22 protein-coding genes are annotated in these 21,520 nt (G+C 64.6%); 13 read left to right on the top strand and 9 right to left on the bottom strand.

Translation table 11 applies throughout. The features are described 5' to 3' along the window. Together DSM43276_RS01765 and ponA2 are read right to left on the bottom strand one after the other, a co-directional pair. Positions 1-963 (bottom strand): metallophosphoesterase, encoded by a 963-nt coding sequence (locus tag DSM43276_RS01765; RefSeq protein WP_078330539.1) that lies wholly within the window; start codon positions 961-963, stop codon positions 1-3. 87 nt (positions 964-1,050) lie between these two features. Then, positions 1,051-3,471: a transglycosylase/D,D-transpeptidase PonA2 gene (ponA2, locus tag DSM43276_RS01770; protein WP_109556194.1), complete on the bottom strand. Its 2,421-nt coding sequence runs from the start codon at positions 3,469-3,471 to the stop codon at positions 1,051-1,053. A 257-nt stretch (positions 3,472-3,728) separates the two neighbouring features. Between ponA2 and DSM43276_RS01775 the strand changes: the two genes are divergently transcribed. Further along, positions 3,729-4,046: a WhiB family transcriptional regulator gene (locus DSM43276_RS01775; RefSeq protein ID WP_078330484.1), complete on the top strand. Its 318-nt coding sequence runs from the start codon at positions 3,729-3,731 to the stop codon at positions 4,044-4,046. A 91-nt stretch (positions 4,047-4,137) separates the two neighbouring features. On the opposite strand, the gene bagB is transcribed toward DSM43276_RS01775, so the two are convergent. Continuing rightward, positions 4,138-5,259 carry an ATPase BagB gene (gene bagB, locus DSM43276_RS01780; protein WP_078324421.1) on the bottom strand — a complete coding sequence of 374 codons (1,122 nt, stop codon included), beginning with the start codon at positions 5,257-5,259 and terminating at the stop codon, positions 4,138-4,140. After that, positions 5,256-6,251: an ATPase BagA gene (bagA, locus tag DSM43276_RS01785; protein ID WP_078330537.1), complete on the bottom strand. Its 996-nt coding sequence runs from the start codon at positions 6,249-6,251 to the stop codon at positions 5,256-5,258. The genes bagB and bagA overlap by 4 nt, the downstream gene beginning before the upstream one ends. 106 nt (positions 6,252-6,357) lie before the next feature. On the opposite strand from bagA, the gene DSM43276_RS01790 reads away from it, so the two are divergent. From DSM43276_RS01790 to DSM43276_RS01805, 4 genes are read left to right on the top strand one after another with little or no spacing between them, the layout of a single operon-like run. Further along, entirely contained in the window at positions 6,358-6,519 is a 162-nt protein-coding gene (locus DSM43276_RS01790; RefSeq protein ID WP_005063257.1) for a Sp36 family protein, read from the top strand. Beyond that, positions 6,516-6,989 (top strand): RidA family protein, encoded by a 474-nt coding sequence (locus DSM43276_RS01795; protein ID WP_078311586.1) that lies wholly within the window; start codon positions 6,516-6,518, stop codon positions 6,987-6,989. Before DSM43276_RS01790 ends, DSM43276_RS01795 begins: the two co-directional genes overlap by 4 nt. Further along, on the top strand, positions 6,989-7,777 hold the full coding sequence (locus tag DSM43276_RS01800; protein ID WP_078330483.1) for an MBL fold metallo-hydrolase: 789 nt from the start codon (positions 6,989-6,991) through the stop codon (positions 7,775-7,777). The genes DSM43276_RS01795 and DSM43276_RS01800 overlap by 1 nt, the downstream gene beginning before the upstream one ends. Positions 7,778-7,783: 6 nt before the next feature. Beyond that, a complete protein-coding gene (locus DSM43276_RS01805) occupies positions 7,784-8,629 on the top strand; it encodes a DMT family transporter (RefSeq protein ID WP_078330482.1) in 846 nt (281 codons plus the stop codon). 11 nt (positions 8,630-8,640) lie between these two features. Here DSM43276_RS01805 and crp read toward each other — a convergent pair whose 3' ends face one another. Continuing rightward, positions 8,641-9,315: a cAMP-activated global transcriptional regulator CRP gene (gene crp / locus DSM43276_RS01810; RefSeq protein WP_078311583.1), complete on the bottom strand. Its 675-nt coding sequence runs from the start codon at positions 9,313-9,315 to the stop codon at positions 8,641-8,643. 91 nt (positions 9,316-9,406) lie between these two features. Next, on the bottom strand, positions 9,407-9,769 hold the full coding sequence (locus tag DSM43276_RS01815; RefSeq protein ID WP_078330481.1) for a hypothetical protein: 363 nt from the start codon (positions 9,767-9,769) through the stop codon (positions 9,407-9,409). A gap of 283 nt (positions 9,770-10,052) precedes the next feature. Between DSM43276_RS01815 and nth the strand changes: the two genes are divergently transcribed. From nth to marP, 4 genes are read left to right on the top strand one after another with little or no spacing between them, the layout of a single operon-like run. After that, positions 10,053-10,733, top strand: a complete 681-nt coding sequence (gene nth, locus DSM43276_RS01820) for an endonuclease III (RefSeq protein WP_078330480.1) — start codon at positions 10,053-10,055, stop codon at positions 10,731-10,733. Position 10,734: 1 nt separating this feature from the next. Beyond that, positions 10,735-11,388 carry a TlpA family protein disulfide reductase gene (locus tag DSM43276_RS01825; RefSeq protein WP_078330479.1) on the top strand — a complete coding sequence of 218 codons (654 nt, stop codon included), beginning with the start codon at positions 10,735-10,737 and terminating at the stop codon, positions 11,386-11,388. A gap of 3 nt (positions 11,389-11,391) precedes the next feature. Continuing rightward, positions 11,392-12,156, top strand: coding sequence for an NUDIX hydrolase (locus DSM43276_RS01830; RefSeq protein ID WP_078330478.1), 765 nt, complete (start codon positions 11,392-11,394; stop codon positions 12,154-12,156). Continuing rightward, positions 12,153-13,418, top strand: coding sequence for an acid resistance serine protease MarP (gene marP / locus DSM43276_RS01835; RefSeq protein WP_078330477.1), 1,266 nt, complete (start codon positions 12,153-12,155; stop codon positions 13,416-13,418). Before DSM43276_RS01830 ends, marP begins: the two co-directional genes overlap by 4 nt. Here marP and DSM43276_RS01840 read toward each other — a convergent pair. Both DSM43276_RS01840 and DSM43276_RS01845 read right to left on the bottom strand, forming a co-directional pair. Beyond that, positions 13,392-14,363, bottom strand: coding sequence for an alpha/beta fold hydrolase (locus DSM43276_RS01840; protein ID WP_078330476.1), 972 nt, complete (start codon positions 14,361-14,363; stop codon positions 13,392-13,394). The genes marP and DSM43276_RS01840 overlap by 27 nt on opposite strands. 32 nt (positions 14,364-14,395) lie before the next feature. Then, positions 14,396-14,920: a phage holin family protein gene (locus tag DSM43276_RS01845; RefSeq protein ID WP_078324431.1), complete on the bottom strand. Its 525-nt coding sequence runs from the start codon at positions 14,918-14,920 to the stop codon at positions 14,396-14,398. Between the two features lie 269 nt (positions 14,921-15,189). Between DSM43276_RS01845 and DSM43276_RS01850 the strand changes: the two genes are divergently transcribed. Next, positions 15,190-15,885: a chymotrypsin family serine protease gene (locus DSM43276_RS01850; protein WP_078330536.1), complete on the top strand. Its 696-nt coding sequence runs from the start codon at positions 15,190-15,192 to the stop codon at positions 15,883-15,885. Positions 15,886-15,891: 6 nt separating this feature from the next. Here DSM43276_RS01850 and acs read toward each other — a convergent pair whose 3' ends face one another. Next, the gene (gene acs / locus DSM43276_RS01855; RefSeq protein WP_078330475.1) at positions 15,892-17,838 is read right to left on the bottom strand and encodes an acetate--CoA ligase; all 1,947 of its coding nucleotides are present in this window, start codon (positions 17,836-17,838) and stop codon (positions 15,892-15,894) included. Positions 17,839-18,023: 185 nt separating this feature from the next. Here acs and DSM43276_RS01860 point away from each other — a divergent pair, with 185 nt between their 5' ends. Genes DSM43276_RS01860 through DSM43276_RS01870 form a run of 3 tightly spaced genes read left to right on the top strand, consistent with a single transcriptional unit; the run spans position 18,024 to position 21,518 of the window. Continuing rightward, the gene (locus DSM43276_RS01860; protein ID WP_078330474.1) at positions 18,024-19,643 is read left to right on the top strand and encodes a peptide ABC transporter substrate-binding protein; all 1,620 of its coding nucleotides are present in this window, start codon (positions 18,024-18,026) and stop codon (positions 19,641-19,643) included. Beyond that, positions 19,640-20,611 (top strand): ABC transporter permease, encoded by a 972-nt coding sequence (locus DSM43276_RS01865; protein WP_078330473.1) that lies wholly within the window; start codon positions 19,640-19,642, stop codon positions 20,609-20,611. The genes DSM43276_RS01860 and DSM43276_RS01865 overlap by 4 nt, the downstream gene beginning before the upstream one ends. Then, entirely contained in the window at positions 20,604-21,518 is a 915-nt protein-coding gene (locus DSM43276_RS01870; protein ID WP_078330472.1) for an ABC transporter permease, read from the top strand. Before DSM43276_RS01865 ends, DSM43276_RS01870 begins: the two co-directional genes overlap by 8 nt. Positions 21,519-21,520 lie beyond the last annotated feature (2 nt).

Here is a 21,520-nt window from a genome sequence, read left to right on the forward strand (position 1 = left end):
TCACTGCGCGGTGGCGCTGGGCAGCCGGTCGCCTGATTCGGCGTCGGCCCCTTGGCCGCGGATGCGCGCGGGCACCAGGGTTAGCAGCGTCGCTTCCGGACGGCAGAAGAACCGCATCGGCGCGAACGGTGATGTCCCGATACCCGCCGACACGTGCAGCTGCATATGCGAACCCCACTGCGACGGGCCCTTCACTCGGGAACGGTCCAGCTCGCAGTTGGTGACGATCGCCCCGTAGAACGGCAGGCACAACTGCCCGCCATGGGTGTGACCGGCCATCACCAGCTGATAGCCATCCTCGGCGAAGCGATCCAGCACCCGCGGCTCGGGTGAATGGGTCAGCCCGAGTCGCAGCGTGGCCAGCGGGTTCGGCATTCCGGCGATGGTGTCGTAGCGGTCCCGCTGCAGATGCGGGTCGTCCACCCCGGCGGCCGCGATCCGCACCCCGGCGACCTCCAGCTCGTGACGGGTGTGGGTCATGTCGTGCCACCCACGCTCGGTGAACGCGGCGCGCAGATCCTGCCACGGCAGCGGTTCGCCGTGCGTGCGCTCATCGCTCTTGTAGAGGTACTTGGCCGGATTCTTCAGGCGCGGACCGAAGTAGTCGTTGCTTCCGAAGACGAAAAGCCCGGGGACCGAAAGCAAATCGCCGAGTGCCTGGACAACCGAGGACACCGCCTTGGGGTGGGCCAGGTTGTCGCCGGTGTTGATCACCAAGTCCGGCTGCCATTGCGCCAGCTCGCGCAACCAGGCCTGCTTAAGGCGCTGACCGGGCCGCATGTGGATGTCGCTGATGTGCAGCACGCGCAGCGGAGAGGCCCCGGGATCGAGTACGTCCATCGTCGCCTCACGGATGGTGAACGCGTTGCGTTCGATGATCGACGCGTATCCGATGCCAAGCGCGGCCGAACCTGCCGAGTACGCCGCGGCCCGCTTGATAACCGTGTTGAACGACGTGTTCATCATCCGAGAGTAACTCTGAAAGCTGAGTGACCCCTGATCACCTGCGCGAAACGTGGCGTATTTCTCGTCAAAGACTCCAGAGCTAGATCACGGGGGCGGCGCGAGCACCGGCACAGTGATCGGCGGCAGGCCGGGAATGTTGACGACCGTGGTGGTCATCTCGCCCGGCGGGCCGCCCAGGCCCGGAATGACGATCGGCGGCGGCGCCGGCGGGATGCCGTTACTCAACAAGATGGTGACGATGGAGCCGGGGATGGTGGTCCCGGACGGGCTGGTGCCGACAACCTCGTTGAACGGCGCGGTGCTGTTCACCACGCTGGCCTGATCGGCCACCTTGAACCCGGCCTTCTTGAGGGCGTCACGCGCCTCGCTCTCGCGCAACCCGTTGATGCTGGGCACCTTGGAACCCGGACCGCCCTCGACATACCGCGGTTCGGTGGGCGGCAGGGCGGTGGGGCCGTAGTTCTCGGCAATCGGCTTCATGGCCTCGAACCAGGCCCGCGCCGGCTCATTACCGCCGTACAGGTTTCCGTCGCCGCACTTGCGCAGCGGGAACGAGCACAGATCACCGGGGGTCGTGGAGTCGTCGAAGATGTAGCTCGCCCCGGCCAGGTTGTTGGTAAATCCCAGGAACGCCGAAGAGCGATGTGCCTCAGTGGTTCCCGTCTTACTGGACAACGGCAGGCCCCAACCGACCGAACCCGCCGAACCTGCGGCGGTGCCGCCGGGCTGGTCGTCCTTGCTCAGGGCGTTCGCGAGAGTGTTGGCCAATCCGGTAGGCACCGCCTGCTCGCACGACTCGGTGGTCGTCGGTACCTCTTTGCCGTGGCGGTCGAAGACCTTGTCGATCGGATTGGGCGGGCACCACTTGCCGCCCGAGGCCAAAGTGGCAGCCACATTCGATAATTCGAGGGCATTGACCTGGATGGGGCCCAGTGTGAATGAGCCCAGGTTGTACTTTTTGATGTAATCGGCCAGGCTCTCGTCGCCCTCGGGGTCGTAGGGCTTGGCGGTGCCCGCCTGTGCGTAGGAACGCATGCCCAGCTTCACGGCCATATCGACCGCCTTGGACACACCGATCGACTGAATCAGCTTGGCGAAGGCGGTGTTCGGCGAGGTCGCCAGGGCGTCGGTCACGCTCATCGGGGAACGGTAGTTGCCGACGTTCTTGACGCACCAGGTGTCCTTGGGGCAGCCCTTGGTGCCGTCGCTGCTGCCGAGCCCCTTGGCCGCGAAGGTGGGCGGCACGTCGAGCACGGTGTTGATACCCATGCCCATATCCATGGCCGCGGCGACCGTGAAGATCTTGAAGATCGATCCGGCGCCGTCGCCGACGAGCGAGAACGGCTGCGGCTGCATGGTCTCGTTGGTCGCGCCATCCAGACCGTAGGTACGGCTGGAGGCCATCGCCAGGATGGGGTGGCTGGTCTGCCCGGGTTTGATGACGCTCATGACGTCGGCGACACCGTTGAGGCCCGGATCGGCGACGTGCGAGACCGCTTGTTTCACCGAGTTCTGCACATCGGGGTCCAGGGTGGTGCGGATGAGGTACCCACCCTTCATCACCTGGTCCTTGCTGATCCCGGACTTGGCCAGGTAATCGAGCACGTAATCGCAAAAGAACGCACGGTCGCCGGCGGCGATGCAGCCGCGCGGCAGCTCATTGGGCTGGGGCAGCACGCCGAGGGGCTGCGCCCTGGCGGCCACTAGCTCGGCCTTCTTGTCGGGGGCGTTGGCGATCATGGTGTCGAGTACCAGGTTGCGGCGCGCCAGCGCGCGTTCGGGATTGACGTAGGGATTAAGACCAGAGGTGGACTGCACCATGCCCGCCAACAGCGCCGCCTGCTGCCAGTTCAGGTCCTTCGCGTCGACCCCGAAGTAGGTCTGTGCGGCATCTTGCACACCGAAGGAGTTGTTACCGAAGGACACCAGGTTCAGGTACCGGGTCAGGATCTCCTGCTTGGTAAAGGTGCGGTCCAGCCGCAGCGCCATCCGGATCTCGCGCAGCTTGCGCGCGGGGGTGGTCTCGATGGCGGCCTTGCGTTCGGCGTCGGTCTTGGCCACCACCAGCAGCTGGTAGTTCTTCACATACTGCTGCTCGATCGTCGAACCACCGCGGGTGTCCTCGTCGCCGGAGGCGTACCCGGCCAGGCCGCCCAGCGTGCCCTTCCAGTCGACACCGTTATGCGAGGTAAACCTCTTGTCCTCGATAGACAGCAGGGCCAGCTTGATGGTGTCGGCGATCTGATCGGCGGGCACCTCGAAACGCCGCTGTGTGTAGAGGTACGCGATCTTGTTGCCCTTGGCGTCTTCCACCGTGGTGACCGCGGGTACCTCACCCTCGAGCAGCTGGGTGGAGCCGTTGGCCACCACATCGGATGCCCGATTGGATGCCAACCCGAAGCCGCCCGCGAAGGGGAACATCAGTCCGGCCAAGATCACCGCCGCGATAAGCCCGCAGCCCGCGAGCTTGGCGAGGGTCACCGTCTCGGGCGGGCGTTCTGACATACGCACAGGGTAACTGGCGTCCCCGGGGGTGTCTGCGGGTAGTTGATCGGTAACGCGAGGCTCCGAAACGGCGATGAAAAGACGTTGTCGGCACAACCGTCCCAAAAAATTCGGATCAGGTGTTGCGTTGGAGATCCCTGACCACTAACTTGATCTCACGGTGTGATTCAAGTTACACACCGAGCGGACTGTGGCCCACGCCTCTTGCGGGCCACCAGTGACAGAAGGGATAGCCAGTGTCAGCTTCAAGGCCTGCCATGAGTGCTTTACATACAGTGGGATCGATCGATGGTGGAGAAGCACGCATTGCCTGGGTCTCACAGGCCAGATGCAGACAAGGCGATCCCGACGAGTTGTTCGTCCGCGGAGCGGCACAGCGTAAGGCCGCAGTTATCTGCCGGCACTGCCCGGTGATGATGGAATGTGGTGCCGACGCCCTCGATAACCGGGTGGAATTCGGCGTATGGGGTGGACTGACCGAACGGCAGCGCCGCGCGATGCTCAAGGCTCACCCTGAGGTGGAGTCCTGGTCGGACTTCTTCGCCGCGCAGCGCAAGCACAAGAGCGCCGTCTAACACAGCGCCGTCCAATACCTAGCGCCGAGCGCGCGCTCAGGCACCCCGATCCGCGAGGATTGGAGCACCTGAGTGCGCGCTCGTTGCGTTTTTAGGAAGCGACGCCGGTGATCTGATCGGCGATGGCGCGCAGCGCGTCCACATCGGAGACATCGAACGGGAGCGAGGGCACCCCGACGATCGGGACGGTGGGGTTGGCGCTCGTGAACCGCGACAGCAGCCGGATCTCCCGCTTGGCGGTCGCCGCGCGCTCGGCATGCACCCGCAGCACCGCCCCGGGGAGGCTGTATTCGCCCGACTCCTCGAGATTGTCCGCGACATCGATGGCGCGCTCGACGGTCAGGCTCGACAGCGTGGGGTGGGTGCGGTTGAGGATCAGGCCTGCCAGCGGCATGCCCTCCTGGCTCAGCCGCTCGACGAAGAAGGTGGCCTCACGCAGCGCATCGGGTTCGGCGGCCGACACCACGATGAATTGGGTGCTGCGCCGACGCAGCAGCTCGTAGGTGCGGTCGGCCTTCTCGCGGAAGCCTCCGAACGTGGAGTCCAGTGATTGCACGAACAGTGAAGCATCGGAAAGCAATTGCGATCCGAGCACCGTCGACAGCGCCTTCATCGCCAGCCCGACGGCTCCGGTGACGATTCGCCCCAGGCCACGGCTAGAGCCCAGCAGCATCTTCCAGAGGCGTCCATCCATGAAGCTGCCCAACCGCTTGGGCGCGTCCAGGAAGTCAAGGGCGTTGCGGGACGGCGGGGTGTCCACCACGATCAGGTCCCACTTGTCTTCATGGAGAAGCTGTCCCAGCTTCTCCATGGCCATGTATTCCTGCGTGCCCGACATGGAGGTGGCGACGGTCTGATAGAACTTGTTGTCCAGAATCGATTGTGCGCGATCGGATCCCGCATGCTGGACCACCAGCTCGTCGAAGGTGCGACGCATATCCAGCATCATCGCGTACAGCTCACCCTTGACGCCCTCGACGTGCACCTGCTGCGGGGTGTTGCCCAGTGCCTCGATGCCTAGTGACTGCGCCAACCGGCGTGCCGGGTCGATGGTGAGCACCACGACGGTGCGGCCGTACTCCGCGGCGCGGAGCGCGACCGACGCGGCGGTGGTGGTCTTGCCGACACCGCCTGCGCCACAACAGACCACGACGCGGTTCTTGCGGTCTTCGAGAATGGCCGCCATATCCAAGACGGCAGGTGTGTTGCTCATCGGACTCCCTGCTCGGCCAGGCTCTCGGCCAGTTCGTAGAGGCTACCCAGGTCGACGCCGTCGGCCAGGGTGGGCAATTCCAGTCGAGGTATCTGCAGCTCGCCAAGCAGCTCTTCACTCTCGGCGCGTGCACGCATCCGTGTCGCGTGCTCGATCGTCTCGGTGAGTAGACCGGCGAAGTCCGCGTCGGAGAGAGTTACGTTGTTATCGGTCAACGCCTTACGCACCTCGTCGGCGTCGATGACGCCCTCGGCAGCCTTGTCCAGATCCGTGGGCGACAGGTGCGGCACTACGGTTCGGTTGACGATGACGCTGCCGATCGGCAGGCCCATCCCGCTCAGTTCGGCGATGGCCTCGGCGGTTTCCTGCATGGGCAGTGCCTCCAGCAGGGTCACCAGGTGGATCGCCGTCTGGTCCGAGTGCAGCAGCCTGCGCACTCCCTCGGACTGGGAGTGGATAGGGCCGCCCTTGGCGATATCGGACAGTGCCGACGTCACGTCGAGGAAGCGGGCGATCCGGCCGGTGGGCGGGGCATCGACCACGACGGCGTCGTACACATGCCGTCCGGACTTGTCGACGCGGACGATGCACTCCTTGATCTTTCCGGTCAGGATGACGTCTCGCAGACCCGGCGCGATCGTGGTGGCGAACTCTATGGCCCCGATGCGCTTCATCGCACGCCCGGCCAGACCCAGGTTGTAGAACATCTCGAGGTACTCCATGAACGCCGTCTCGATCTCGACGGCCAGGGCGTTCACCGCCCCGCCGCCCTCGGCGGTGGCGATCTTGAGTTCCTTGGGCGCCAGCGGAGGTACGTCGAAAAGCTGGGCGATGCCCTGCCTGTTTTCGACCTCGACCAGCAGTACCTTGCGGCCGCCCGCGGCCAGCGCAAGGGCTAGGGCCGCGGCGATGGTGGACTTTCCAGTCCCGCCCTTGCCGGTCACAAAGTGCAGTCGTGCATTCGCGACTCGTGCGGGCCAGGCATCTGACAAGGGCCCCGCCGCCGCATCGCTGGGGGAGTCAGGGGAAGTGTTCACCACGCACGCATGCTAACCGTCCATGATCGACTGCCAACGACGAACGCCCTAGGGTGCGTATATGACCGAACGCACCGCATGGGAGTACGCCACCGTCCCGCTGTTGACACATGCCACCAAGCAGATCTTGGACCAGTGGGGAAGTGACGGCTGGGAGCTGGTGAGCGTGCTACCCGGACCCACCGGTGAACAGCACGTCGCCTACCTGAAGCGGTCGAAATGAGCACCCATAGCGCCCGGCTCGCCGAGCTCGGAATCGAACTGCCCGCCGTCGCGGCGCCCCTGGCCGCGTATCAACCCGCGGTACGCAGCGGCAATCACGTCTATACCTCCGGGCAGCTGCCGATCGTGGACGGCAACCTGGTCGCCGCGGGCAAGGTCGGGGCCGAGGTCACGCCGGAGGATGCCAAGGCACTGGCCCGTACCTGTGCCCTCAATGCGGTCGCCGCGGTGGACGCGCTCGTCGGGATCAACAACGTCGTGAAGGTGGTCAAGGTCGTCGGATTCGTCGCCTCGGCACCCGGGTTCACCGGCCAGCCCGGCGTGGTGAACGGAGCATCGGAGCTGCTGGGCGACGTGTTCGGGGACGCGGGTGTGCACGCGCGCTCGGCCGTGGGTGTGGCGGAGCTGCCGATCAACGCCCCGGTGGAGGTGGAGATCGTGGTGGAGGTCAGAGCGGAAGCCTCCGCCTGATGACCCACCCGGCCTACGGGCAACTGCGTCCGGTCACCGAGACCGCTTCGGTGCTGCTGGCCAATAACCCCGGGATGATGACGCTGGAAGGCACCAATACCTGGGTGCTGCGCGCGCCGGGCAGCGACGAGGTCGTCATCGTCGACCCCGGGCCGGGTGTCGCCGCTGGTGACCCCGATGTGCACGTCGAGGAACTGGCGAAGATCGGCAAGGTGGCTCTGGTTTTGGTGAGTCATCGGCATTTCGATCACACCGGTGGTGTCGACCGTCTGGTCGAGCTGACCGGTGCGCCGGTGCGCGCCGCCGACCCGGCGTGGCTGCGCGGCGATTCGGTGGCGCTCTCCGACGGCGAGCGCATCGACGTCGCGGGCTTGTCGATCTCGGTGCTCGCGACCCCCGGGCACAGCGACGATTCGGTGTCTTTCGTTCTCGATGACGCGGTATTGACCGCCGACACCATCCTCGGGCGGGGGACCACTGTCATCGCGCAGGACGGCGGCGGCCTCGGTGACTACCTGGAGTCACTGAAACGCCTTGAGGGCCTGGGCAAGCGCACCGTGCTGCCCGGTCACGGTCCCGAGCTGGGCGACCTTTCGGCGGTATCGGCCGAGTATTTGGCGCACCGCGAGCAGCGTCTTGAGCAAGTGCGCGGGGCACTGGCCGCATTGGGTGAAGATGCCTCGGCTCGGCAGGTTGTCGAATTCGTCTACACCGATGTGGACCCGTCGCTGTGGGGCGCCGCCGAATGGTCGGTGCAGGCGCAGCTGGACTACCTGCGCGCTGTTTAGTCGGCGGTGAACCCCATCCCACTGGCCCTCGCGGGCTCGCTCAGCTGGGGCGTCAGTGACTTCATCGGCGGACACGCGAGCAAGCGGCGTTCCACGCTCGCCGTACTCGCGCTCAGCCGGCCCGTCGGGCTGGCCGTGGTGGGTTTGGTGGCTGTGCTTACCGCGTCCACGCATTTCGACGGCCGCACGCTGCTGGGAATGCTGTCCGGCCCAGCGGCTTTCACGGCTCTATACGCGTTGTACCGCGCGCTTGCCATCGGTCCGATGGGGGTCGTTTCGCCCATCGCGGCGGTAGGTGCGGTGGTACCGGTCATCTGGGGCGCCATGATCGGACAGTCACTGTCGGGGCTGACGTATCTGGGGCTGGCCGGCACACTCGTCGGCGTCATGTTGGCCTCGGCCTCGCAAGGACTGGACGGACGGCGTCCGGGGCGACAGGTGCTCATGTGGTCGTTCTTTTGCACGGTGATGTTCGGGGTCTGCATGATCCTGCTGGCCGAGGCAGGCAGGTATCACCCCGTGGAGGCGGTGGTTGTTTCCCGCGCCACCGAGGTGATGCTGATCCTGGTGCTGGGGGCGTTCAACTGGACGAGCCTGCGGCAGAACCTGCGCCCGCCGTTCGGTGTGGTGCCCCTCGCCGGGTTGCTCGACACGTCGGCGATCCTGCTGTTTACCTACGCCTCGTCGCGCGGAAGCCTGGGTGTGGCGGCGGTGCTGTCCTCGCTGTACCCGGTGGTGACGGTGCTCATTGCCCGCCTCATGCTCCACGAGCGGCTGAGCCGGATTCAGCAAGCCGGTGCGGTACTGACGCTGGTGTGCGTCGCGGTGGTGGCGTTCAGCGCATCACGTTGATGCACGAACCGCTAGCGCGCGCGGCGAGCCAGACGCTCCGAGTCTGAGATCAGGACGCTTTTGCCCTCTAGCCGGATCCAGCCGCGGTGCGCGAAATCGGCCAGTGCCTTGTTCACGGTCTCGCGGGACGCACCTACCAGCTGAGCGATCTCTTCCTGCGTCAGGTCGTGCGTCACGCGCAGCGAGCCGCCCTCCTGGGTGCCGAACCGCTGGGCCAGCTGCAGCAGCTGCTTGGCGACGCGACCGGGCACATCGGTGAAGATCAAGTCAGCGAGATTGTTGTTGGTGCGGCGCAGGCGGCGGGCCAACACGCGCAGTAGCTGCTCGGCGATCTCCGGGCGGTCGCCGATCCAGGCGCGTAGCGCGTCCCGGTCCATCGATACCGCGCGCACCTCGGTGATGGTGGTGGCGCTGGACGTCCGGGGCCCGGGGTCGAAGATCGACAGCTCACCGAACATGTCCGACGGGCCCATGATCGTCAGCAAGTTCTCACGGCCGTCGGGAGATCGGCGCCCGATCTTCACCTTGCCCGTGATGATGATGTACAGGCGGTCGCCAGGCTCGCCCTCGGCGAACACCGTATGCCCGCGCGGAAAGTCAACTGGCTGCAGCTGCTTCGTCAGCGCCGAGATGGCACTCGGTTCGACACCCTGGAAGATTCCGGCCCTGGCCAGGATCTCGTCCACGTTTGCCCCTTACCCAAATTCGTTGGTCATGCTTGCGCTGGCCTGCTCGACATGAGTCTAGAGGCCAAGTCGCTAAAGAACGTGATCCAAGCTACACCGCTGCCCCACCGGCACGCAGTGAATCCACCACCGAATGCCGGGAGCGCATGGAGTGCACACCCTCGTCACGCAGGCTGGAGGTACCGCCCGTTCGCGGGGGCTTGGTGGACGAACCGTTGACTCGTGGCTGGTTGTAGCCGTTTGTGGTGGCCTGGTACACCGCCTCCAACGACGGCTCGATGCGTTGCAACTGACGCCGGTGCAAACCCTCGATGGCCGACGGCATGCCGTCGCGCGCGAGCCGATTCATATCCGATGGACCTGCTTGGTCCAGAAAATCGGCGACCTCACTTGGTTGCAAGGTATGCCGCATCAACCCGGCTTCCAGCCTTCCCAGCCCAAGGCTGGCAAGCATGAGAAGTCCGGGTACCAACAAACCGAATAGGCCCGACACGGGTTGAAGTAAACACGCCCAAGATCTCGACGAGGTCACGAAAAACAACCGGTTTGTCCTGCGCAAGGGTGCAATCGGTGGGCGTACTCGCCCCTGCGGTGTCTCAGCCTCCCGCTACCCTGGGCTTGTGTCTGTGACCGGATCGGCCTCTAAGCCCAGAGCGAAATTGACGGCGAAGACGTCAGCCCCGGTCCGAGCACGGAAGGCTGAGACGCACACGGGACTGGTCCGTCGTGCGCGACGGATGAATCGCACCCTGGCGCAGGCATTTCCACATGTCTACTGCGAACTCGATTTCACCACGCCGCTGGAATTGACGGTCGCCACCATCTTGTCGGCGCAATGCACCGACGTCCGGGTCAACATGGTGACCCCCGCGTTGTTCGCCAAGTACCGCACTGCCGAGGACTACGCCGGGGCCAATCGGACCGAACTCGAGGAAATGATCCGTACCACCGGTTTCTACCGGAACAAGGCGAACTCGATCATCGGGCTGGGAACCCAGCTGGTGGAGCGATACGGCGGTGAAGTGCCGCCGCGCCTGAAGGACTTGGTCACCCTGCCCGGCATTGGCCGTAAGACGGCAAACGTTGTTCTGGGCAACGCCTTTGACATCCCGGGCATCACCGTCGACACGCATTTTGGGCGGCTGGTGCGGCGTTGGGGATGGACCGAGGAAGAGGACCCGGTCAAGGTCGAGCACATCGTCGGCGAGCTCATTGAGCGCAAGGAATGGACCTTGCTCAGTCATCGGGTGATCTTCCACGGTCGGCGCGTATGTCATGCCCGTAAGCCGGCCTGCGGGGTGTGCGTACTGGCCAAGGATTGTCCGTCATACGGATTGGGCCCGACAGATCCCGAGCTGGCGGCGCCGCTGGTGAAGGGTCCGGAAACCGAGCACTTGCTGGCCCTGGCCGGGTTGTGACGTGGCTCGGCTCAGCACCGGGGCACGGTGGACGATTGCCGGGATGGTGCTGGTCGCCGCACTGATCACCGTCATGCTGTCGCAACAACACGATGAGCGGCAGCGCGGGCCGCGGGGCCAGGATCTTGTCGCCGCCCGGGAACGTCGAGACGCCGACACCCCCGAAGCACTCGCGGAGTTGCGCCGTCAGGCGCAACTGCCGCCATGTCCGACCGCGGGCAGTGCCCCGGGGATGCCGGAACTGGCCGGGATAACGCTCGAATGCAGTGGGGTCAGGGTGCCGGTGGGTGCTGTGCTTGCCGGGCGTCCGGTGGTGCTGAACCTGTGGGCCTACTGGTGTGGTCCGTGTGCCGATGAGCTGCCGGCGATGGCCGAGGTGCAGCGCCGCGCGGGTGACAAGCTGACCGTTGTGACGGTGCATCAAGACGAGAATGAGGCCGCCGGGCTGGCCAAGCTCGCCGAGCTACACGTCCGGCTGCCGATGATCCAGGATGGAGCCCGGCGAATCGCGGCGGCACTGAAGTCACCGAATGTCATGCCCACAACAATTTTGATCCGTGCGGACGGTAGCGTTGCCCGAGTGCTACCGCGTTCGTTCACTTCGGCGGATGAGATCGGTGCCGAGGTGGAGCAAGCGTTGGGAGTGAGGTTCTAGGTCGTGACTGCCGATGGGCCGCATGCGCGAAGAGGATTGGCGACGGCGCCGTTGACGCCCAGCGCCGCTCCCGACTGGATGCGACCGCTGGTGGACAACGCCGCGGGTGTCAAAGACATCTATGGCCGAGGTGTGCACCCCGCGATCAAGGCGGTGCTGCGGGCGCGCAAGCTGCCTTCGTCCGGTCGGCCGGCGGCCGTCTTGGTGTTGGTATCCGCCGACGGAACGATCACCGATCCCACCGAGGCAGATCTGTTGCTCACGGTGCGGGCATCGACCTTGCGTCAGCACAGCGGCCAGGTGTCGTTTCCCGGCGGCGCTACCGATCCCGGTGACGGGGGACCGGTAGGAACGGCATTGCGTGAGGCACACGAGGAGACGGGGCTGGACCCCATCCGCGTGCAACCGCTGACGGTGATGGACCCGCTGTTCATTCCTCCGTCCGGTTTTCACGTCTCGCCGGTGCTTGCGTACTCACCCGATCCGGGTCCTGTCCTCGCCGTCGATCCGGGCGAGACCGCCGAGGTTTCGCGCGTGAAGATCGGTGACCTCGTCAACCCTGCGAATCGGATCATGGTGACCAAGAAGACTTTTGGTATTCGTTACAGCGGCCCGGCCTTCCTGCTGCCGGGGATGCTGGTGTGGGGCTTCACCGGGCAGATCATCGCGGCGATGCTGGAAGTGTCCGGCTGGGCGCAGCCATGGGACACTCGTAACCTTCGTGATCTTGATGAGCTACTGGCCGAGCACCTGGGAGGGTCGGTATGAACCTGAATCCATCGCAGTGGCTTGATATCGCCGTCGTCGCCGTCGCGTTCATCGCGGCCGTATCCGGATGGCGTTCCGGCGCATTGGGTTCCCTGATGTCCTTCGTCGGGGTGATTCTGGGCGCGGTGGCGGGGATCATGCTGGCCCCGCATGTGGTGGGCAACCTGGAAGGGGCGCGCACCAAGCTGTTCGCCTCGCTCATGCTCATCCTGGTGCTGGTGGTCATCGGCGAGGTCGCGGGCGTGGTGCTGGGCCGCGCCATGCGCGGCGCCATCAAGAATCGGGCGCTGCGTGCCGGCGATTCGGTGGTGGGGGTGGTGCTGCAGGTGGCCGCCGTCCTGATTGCCGCATGGCTGCTGTCCATCCCGATGCAAAGCTCTGCCCAGCCGAATATCTCTGCGGCAGCGCGTGAATCGAAGGTGCTCAGCCAGGTCGACAAGTACGCCCCAGACCAACTCCGCAAGGTTCCCAACGATCTGTCGAAGCTGCTGGATACCTCCGGGCTGCCCAGTGTGTTGCAGCCTTTCGGCAAGACCCCCATTGCGGCCGTCGACGCTCCCGAGTCAACCCTGGCCGACGGGCCGGTGGTGCGTGGAGCCGAGCCGAGCGTCGTCAAGATCAAGGGCATCGCCCGCAGCTGCCAAAAATCGCTCGAGGGAACCGGATTCGTCATCGCCCCGCACCGGGTGATGTCCAATGCCCACGTGGTGGCCGGCACGAACAGCGTCACCGTGGAGTCGGCAGGGCAGACCTTCGACGCCAGCGTGGTGGCCTACGACCCCGGTGCGGACATCTCGATCCTTGCTGTTCCGGATATGCCGGCGGCGCCGCTGGTCTTCGCGCCCAAGCCCGCCAAGACCGGGGACGACGCCATCGTGCTGGGCTACCCGGGCGGTGGGAACTACAGGGCGACCCCGGCGCGGGTCCGCGAGATCATCGAACTGAATGGCCCAGACATCTACCGGTCCACCACGGTCACCCGAGAGGTGTACACCGTCCGGGGCTCAGTGCTCCAAGGCAATTCGGGCGGTCCGCTGATCGACACGGAAGGTCGGGTGCTCGGCGTGGTCTTCGGGGCGGCGATCGACGATGACGACACCGGATTTGCGCTCACCGCCAAGCAGGTCAAGGATCAGCTGGCTAAGGCGGAGCTTGTCCAGCCCGTCGGTACCGGCAGTTGCATCTCCGCTCCCGAAGCCAGCAAGTCGCCGGAGCAGCCCGTCAATGGGCCGCAGTCACCGGCGCCCAACAAAACTCCGTAGGTGTTCGTTGACGGTGGCGGGATCTTCCTCGTGGCCGTAGTGACCCACCCCGCGCAGCGCCGCGAACTGGCCGTTGGGTGCGAATCGAAGTGACCGATGCACCGGGTCGGCAAGCACGTAGGGATCGGTATCGCCGCGCATGTGCAGCACGGGGACAGACAGTTCGCGGTTCATTGAGCGCATGAAACGCCAGCCTTCGCTGCGCAATTGGCTGCGCACAGCCCACCGCTGATACTCCAGCGCGCAATGAGCCACACCCGGGATGGCGATGGCGGTGCGCAGCTGGCTGATGGTCTCGGCGAAATCCTCGGTGGTGGTCCACTGCGCGCCGGCCCGCGAGCGCACCAGACGTTCCAGCTCGGCACCGCGATGACGTGTCAGGGTGCGCTCGGGGAGGATCGGCACCTGGTAGCGCATCAGTGAAGGCAGTAGCGCCCCACGCTGTCCGGTTCCGCGGAATGTGGAGGTGCGTAAGGCGATCGGGTGCGGCGAGCTCACCACCGCGATGGCATCGACAAGGCGCGGATGCAGGTTGGCGGTGGCCCAGCAGACCAGCCCGCCCTCGGCATGCCCGACCAGCGTGGCCGACGTGTGGCCCAGGGCGCGAATCAATCCGGCGGTGTCGCCGGCCAATGTCCATCCGTCGTATCCGCGCGGTGGCTTGTCACTGCCCCCGTAGCCGCGCAGATCGATCGCCACCACGCGGGCATCCGTCAGTTCGCGAAGCTGATGACGCCATGACCACCAGAAGGAACCGAATCCGTGCAGCAGCAATACGAGTGGTCTGCTGGTGACGGGTGTGTTCGGCGGGTTGGCGTCTTCGTTGTTGGTGGCCTCCACCACGTGAAACCGAATTCCGTTGGCATGCACGTCGGAATGACGCCATGGGCCGACGATGCGGACCACGGACGGGTCGGGGTGGCGGGCCGTCTGGTCAAACAGCATGGATGTGTCGGTATCGAGCCGACGTCAGTCAGCTACCAGCCCGACGGGTCTGCGGGCTTGGCCGACTTGGTCAGTGCGGGGGTCTCGTCGTCTCGTGAGGTGAACACGGTCCGTGTTTCCTTGACGGAGGCGATGGTGTCGCGTGGTCCTCGGATTCGTCTGACCTGCAGGAAACCGATCAGCACCGCGAGGACGGCGACGAACACCATGGCGGCGAAGATGATCAGGTAGGCGGCCCAGGCGGGTAGCCAGATCTTGAGGATCTCGGCGGCGAAAAAGAAGAAGAAGAACGTCGAGTAGAACAGGACCACGAGAGCGGCGATGAAGAAAACGCTGCCCGCAACGCCCTTCTTGACATCCCGGACGACCTCGGCGCGGGCCAGCTCCACCTCGGCGCGCACCAGGGCCGAAACCTGGGCGGTGGCATCACGGACGAGATTGCCGATGGTGGGTTCGCCGGTCCCGGTCGCGTTCGGATCGGACAGCGGAATGGCGGCGACGGTGATCGGAACACCATTGCTGTCCGTGCGGTGGTTGCGGCTTCCAGGGCTGCTCACTGTGCTCCCTCCGTGTCCCCTTGCGGGTCCGGTGTGATGTCGTGCGGCCTATGTTGCCACGTCGGTGGCGCCGGGGATGCGGCGCGTCTGACGGGGGGCGTCGTTACCCAATCGATAGCACTGTGACAGAAGTGACCAGTGTGAATCTTGTTTAGAATGATGGCAGGCATGGCCGACGGGGGAGAGATGCGGCCGGAATGAGAAAGGCTGCACCGATGAGCCGCATGCGCGAAGAGACCAAGGCGCCGATGAGGTCCCCTGGGCGGCGTTTGCGGTACGGGTTGCCGGTCCTGATCGCACTGTTCGGCCTCGTCACGGGCGTGATTCCGGCTGGTGCGGCTCCCGCCGCCGGCGCCGATGACAAGGTGCCCATGGGTGGCGGCGCCGGGCTGATCATCAACGGCGACACCCTCTGCACGTTGACGACTATCGGCCACGACAACAAGGGCAATCTGGTGGGCTTCACTTCCGCTCACTGCGGCGGTGCGGGTTCGCAGGTGGCCTCGGAGGATTTTCCCAAGAAGGGTGTAGTCGGCAAGTTCGTCAACGGTAACGAGCAGTACGACTACGCGACTATCCAGTTCGATCCCGAGAAGGTGCAGCCGGTGAACACCTACAAGGGCTTCACCATCACCGGAATCGGGCCGGACCCGCAGCCCGGTGATATCGCATGCAAGCTGGGACGCACCACCGGCAACTCATGCGGCGTGACGTTCGGCGCCGGAGCTGAGCCCGGCACATTCATCAATCAGGTGTGCGGACAACCGGGGGACTCGGGTGCGCCGGTCACCGTGAACGGACAACTGGTGGGAATGATCCACGGCGCCGCGACCAAGCTGCCAGTGTGCGTCATCAAGTACATCCCGCTGCACACCCCGACCACCACATACTCCATCAATACCGTGCTGGCCGACCTCAACGCCAAGAACCGCACCGCCGGAGTGGGTTACACCCCGGTCGGATAGGCGGTCCTACTTGCTGGCTCTGATCGCCTCGAAGACGCTCGGGTCGACCAGTGTCGAGGTGTCGCCCAGCTCGCGTCCTTCGGCCACGTCACGCAGCAGCCGCCGCATGATCTTGCCGCTGCGGGTCTTGGGCAGCTCGGGTACCACGTGAATCTCGCGCGGTTTGGCGATGGGCGAGATTTCCTTGGACACCTGGGCTTTCAGGTGTGAGACGAGCTCGTCACCCTCGACGGTGTGGCTGGCCTTCAGAATCACGAACGCCACGATGGCCTGCCCCGTCGTGTCGTCGGAGGCGCCGACGACAGCCGCCTCGGCGACACCGTCATGTCCGACGAGTGCGGATTCCACCTCGGCGGTGGAGATCCGGTGACCGGATATGTTCATGACGTCGTCGATGCGACCCAGTATCCAGATGGCGCCGTCGCTGTCATAGCGGGCGCCGTCACCGGCGAAGTACCAGCCCTTGTCGGCGTAGCGGGACCAGTAGGTCTCCTTGAACCGCTCCGGGTCGCCCCAGATGCCGCGCAGCATCGACGGCCACGGCTGATCGAGAACCAGATACCCGGTGACCGGTTCGTCGCCGCTCGCCGGCTCCAGCCGATTCCCTTCGTCGTCAACGATTTTCGCGGAGACACCGGGTAACGCACGCATCGCCGAACCGGGTTTGGTGTCGGTGATGCCCGGCAGCGGGGAGATCATCGCCGAGCCGGTTTCGGTCTGCCACCAGGTGTCGACGATGGGTGTGCGGTTGCCACCGATGACCTCCCGGTACCAGCGCCACGCCTCCGGGTTGATCGGCTCACCGACGCTGCCGAGCAGTCGCAGGCTGGACAGGTCGTGCGCGAACGGGATCTCACGGCCCCATTTCATGAACGTCCGCACCAGTGTGGGAGCGATGTAATAGATGGTGACGCCGTACTTTTCGATGATCTCGAAATGCCGGTGCTCGTTCGGGGAGGTGGGTGTGCCCTCGTACACCACCTGGGTGGCGCCGTTGGACAGTGGGCCGTAGACGATGTAGGTGTGGCCGGTGACCCAGCCGATATCGGCCGTGCACCAGTACACGTCGGTCTCGGGCTTGAGGTCGAAAATGTTGAAATGTGTGTACGAGGTCTGCGTCAGGAAGCCGCCCGAGGTATGCACGATGCCCTTGGGCTTTCCGGTGGTCCCCGATGTGTACAGCAGGAACAGCGGATGCTCGGAATCAAAGGACTCGGGGACGTGAGTGGTGTCGGCATGGGCAACCGTCTCGTGCCACCACAGGTCGCGACCCGGGGTCCATTCGACGGGAATCTCGGTGCGGCGCACCACGAGAACATGTTCGACAGAACTCGGCTCGCCGTCCAACGCCTCGTCCACACCGGCCTTCAGCGGGGCCGCGGCGCCGCGGCGCCATTGGCCGTCGGAGGTGATGACCAGCTTGGCCTGGGCGTCGTCGATGCGCGCCCGCAGCGCCGCCGCGGAGAATCCCGCGAACACCACCGAATGCATCAGGCCCAGTCGTGCACACGCCAGCATCGCCACAATCGCCTCGGGCAGCATCGGCATGTAGATGGCCACCCGGTCGCCGGACACCAGGCCGAGCTCGGTCAGATAGTTGGCTGCCTGGCTGACTTGAGCCAGCAGCTCGGCGTAGGTGATGGTGCGCGTGTCCCCGGGCTCTCCCTCCCAGTGGATGGCGACGCGCTCACCGTTGCCGGCCTCCACATGCCGGTCGACGCAGTTGTACGCGACATTGAGCTTTCCCCCGACGAACCACTTCGCGAACGGCGCCTCGGACCAGTCGAGTACCTCACCGAAGGGCTCGCTCCAGTGCAGGCGGCCCGCCTGCTGCGCCCAGAACCCGAGACGATCTTCCTCGGCCGCCTGGTAGAGGTCGGCAGTCGCGTTCGCCGTCGCCACAAACTCCGGTGACGGCGGGTAGCGGTCTGGTTCGGTGCTGATTTCGGTCATCTGATCTGGCCTTTCTGCCATCGACAGGTCCGTGTCGAAAGCCTAGTGGGCGGTCTTGGTTACCGAGAAGTAATTGTGGTCGTCGTTCAGATCCGGGCGCGGCGGTGTGTCGATGGAGAGACATCGGCGTGATACCCGCCTATGGTTCGTCCTACCTATTTCAGCTACCGAAGGGAAGGGTGGGGATGAGGTTCCGCCAACTGGCCGTCGCGTTGCTCGTTGGTATTGCCGCGATCCTTCCCGCCGGCTGCGGTGACCTCGTGACTCCGGCGCCGCCGGGCTACTACAGCATGTACATCACCGAGCCCGAGCACACCTTGGTACCGGGAAACACCACCGAGAATCAGGGTGGCCGGATCCTGCGCTCGCTATTCACCGCGCTGGTCGAGTTCAACAATGACACCGCTGCGGTGGAATACACCGGTGCTGCCGAATCGATCACCAGCCACGACAACGTCAACTGGACGATAAAGCTCAAGCCCGGATGGACATTCCATAATGGCGAACCGGTGACGTCCCAGTCCTATGTGGATGCTTGGAACTACACAGCCCTGAGCACCAACGCGCAGGGCTCCTCGAGTTTCCTCGCCAATGTTGACGGGTTCGATGATCTGCAGGGCGATCCGAAGAACAAGATTCCCCCGCGGGCGACGCAGATGCGCGGACTGCATGTCGTGGATGACCTGACGTTCACCGTGCGGCTGAACACTCCGTTCGCGATTTACCCGATGACATTGGGGTACACCGCGTTCCTCCCGTTACCCAAGGCATTCTTTCGGGATCCGGCCAAGTTCGGGGTGCACCCCATAGGAAATGGCCCGTTCAAGGCGGACGGTGATTGGGTGCGCGGCATCGGGTTCACGCTGAGTCGCTATGACCAGTACGCCGGCCCGAAGAAGGCCAAGTCGAAGGGCCTGATCTGGCGGGTCTACACCGAGGGCCTGACCGCGTACACCGATATGCAGGCCGGCGCCCTTGATATCCAGCTCGATCTGCCCGACTCCGCGTACGAGAACGCCAGGGCCGAATTCGGATCGGCCTTTTTGGAGCGGCCACGCCCGGACATCACTTCGCTGGGCTTCCCGATGTATGACCCGCGGTTCGGCGATGTGCGTGTGCGCCAGGCGATTTCCATGGCCATCGATCGCGAGGCGATCACCCAGGTGATCTTCTCCGGCACCCGTACTCCCGCCACCTCGTACGGTTCGGCGGTGGTCTACGGGTACCGCAAGGGGGCGTGCGGCAAGCTCTGTGAGCTGCATGTCGACGAGGCCAACAAGCTGCTCGATGACGCTCATTTCGATCGGAGTAAGCCCGTTGAGCTGTGGTACAGCTCGTCGAGCACCGGATCGCTGGCGTGGGTGCAGGCCATCGGAAATCAGCTGCAATCCAACCTGAAAGTGCCCTACATCCTCAAGAGTCTGCCGTGGTCGCAGTTCCTGCCGTTGCAGGACAGCAAGGGGATGACAGGACCTTTTCGGTCCGGCTGGGTGATGGACTACCCGTCGATCTACAACTTCCTGGAGTCGTTGTACGGGACGGTGGCGCTTCCTCCCGCCGGATCGAACTACGTGTTCTACAGCAATCCAGCGTTCGATGAGCTGCTGCGGCAGGGCAATAACCAACCGACCGTGGAACTTGCCACCAAGGCGTATCAGAAGGCGGAAGACTTGTTGTTCAAGGATCTTCCGGCCGCCCCGCTGTTTTATGAGGTCAATCAGGCGGTGCATTCCAAGCGGGTGAGCAATGTGAAGATCAGCATCCAGGACTGCATTGAGTACGCCGATGTGGAGGTCGTGCAATGACCGCCAAATTCCTTGATGTCCGGCACTTGTGGCAGAACGCAGGCATGTTTCGATACATCGTGAAGCGGCTGCTGTTGGCCGTCCCGGTACTCATCGGAACATCCCTGCTCATCTACGGCCTGGTGTACGCGCTCCCCGGCGACCCCATTCGGGCCCTGGCGGGCGACCGTCCGTTCACTCCCGAGGTCATGGCGCAGCTGCGCGAGCGCTTTCACCTCAACGATCCGTTCTTGGTGCGGTACGGCAAGTACATCGTGGGCTTTCTACACGGCGACTTCGGTACTGACTTTCAGGAACGTCCTGTCGCGCATACTGTTGCGCAACGCCTGCCGGTGACCTTGCGGCTCACGGTGGTGGCGGTGGTATTCGAGACGATCATCGGCATCACTGCTGGAGTGCTGTGTGCGGTGCGCCGGGGATCGTTCTACGACAACCTGGTCCTCGTCACGACAACCCTGCTGGTCTCGATGCCGGTGTTTGTGCTCGGCTTCTTGGCGCAGTATCTTTTCGGCTTCAAGCTCGGCTGGTTCCCGATCGCCGGAATCCGGGACGGCTGGTACAGCTTCCTGCTGCCGGGGCTGGTGCTGGCCTCACTATCCATGGCCTATGTCGCCCGCCTCACCCGGACCTCGATGCTGGAGACCATGGATGCCGATTACGTGCGTACCGCCCGTGCCAAGGGCATCTCGGAATCGCGGATTCTGTTGCGGCACACCCTGCGTAACAGCCTGATTCCGGTGGTCACGTTCATCGGTGCCGACGTGGGGGCCCTGCTGGCGGGCGCCGTCGTCACCGAGTCGGTGTTCAACATCCCCGGACTGGGGAGGGCGACATTCGACGCGGTCCGCAACCAGGAGGGTGCCGTGGTGGTGAGCATCCTGACACTGATCGTTTTCTTCTATATCTTCTTCAATCTCGTCGTCGACGTCCTGTACGCGCTGCTGGATCCGAGGATTCGCTATGAGTGACCCCATACACGCTCCGGGCCCGGTATCGGGACCCGACGCCGTTGCCGAATCGCTGGTGGAGCAGGCGGACCTCTGGGGCAACGCATGGAAATACCTGCGCCGCAGCGGCTTCTTCATCACCGGGTCGATCCTGTTGACGATTCTGGTTCTGATGGCGTTGGCGCCGCAGCTGTTCACCTTCGGGAAAGACCCCCGCGACTGCGATCTCTATCAGGCCCGTAAGGGGATCAGCGCGGCCCACTGGCTGGGTACAGACCTGCAAGGCTGCGACTACTACGCCAACGTGGTCTATGGAGCCCGGGTGTCACTGACAATCGGGCTGATCGCGATGGCGGGTGTGCTGATCATCGGTGTCATCGTCGGCGCGCTGGCGGGATACTTCGGGGGCCTCGCCGACTCGGCGCTCTCTCGGTTGACCGATGTCTTCTATGGCATTCCCACGATTCTGGGCGGAATGATCCTGTTGTCGGTGGTGGGTCATCGCACGGTGTGGAGTGTCGCCGGTGCGTTGATCGTGTTCGGCTGGATGACATCGATGCGGCTCGTGCGTTCCAGCGTCATGACCATCAAGCAGAGCGACTACGTTCAGGCCGCCATCGCGGTGGGCGCGCCGACTTGGCGAATCCTGCTGCGGCACATACTTCCCAATGCGTTGGCGCCGGTCCTCGTGTACGCCACCATCGCGGTGGGCAGCTTCATCGCGGCGGAAGCCACGCTGACCTATATGGGCATCGGCCTGGAGTTGCCGGAGATTTCGTGGGGGCTGCAGATCAATGACGGGCAGTCCCGTTTTGCCACCACGCCGCGACTGGTCATCGTTCCCGCCCTGTTCCTCTCGGCCGCCGTGTTGGGCTTCATCATGGTTGGTGACGCCCTCCGGGATGCTCTCGATCCACGGAGGAGGTAGGC

Origin of the sequence: Mycobacteroides salmoniphilum, from assembly GCF_004924335.1 — a bacterium.
Lineage (GTDB): Bacteria > Actinomycetota > Actinomycetes > Mycobacteriales > Mycobacteriaceae > Mycobacterium > Mycobacterium salmoniphilum.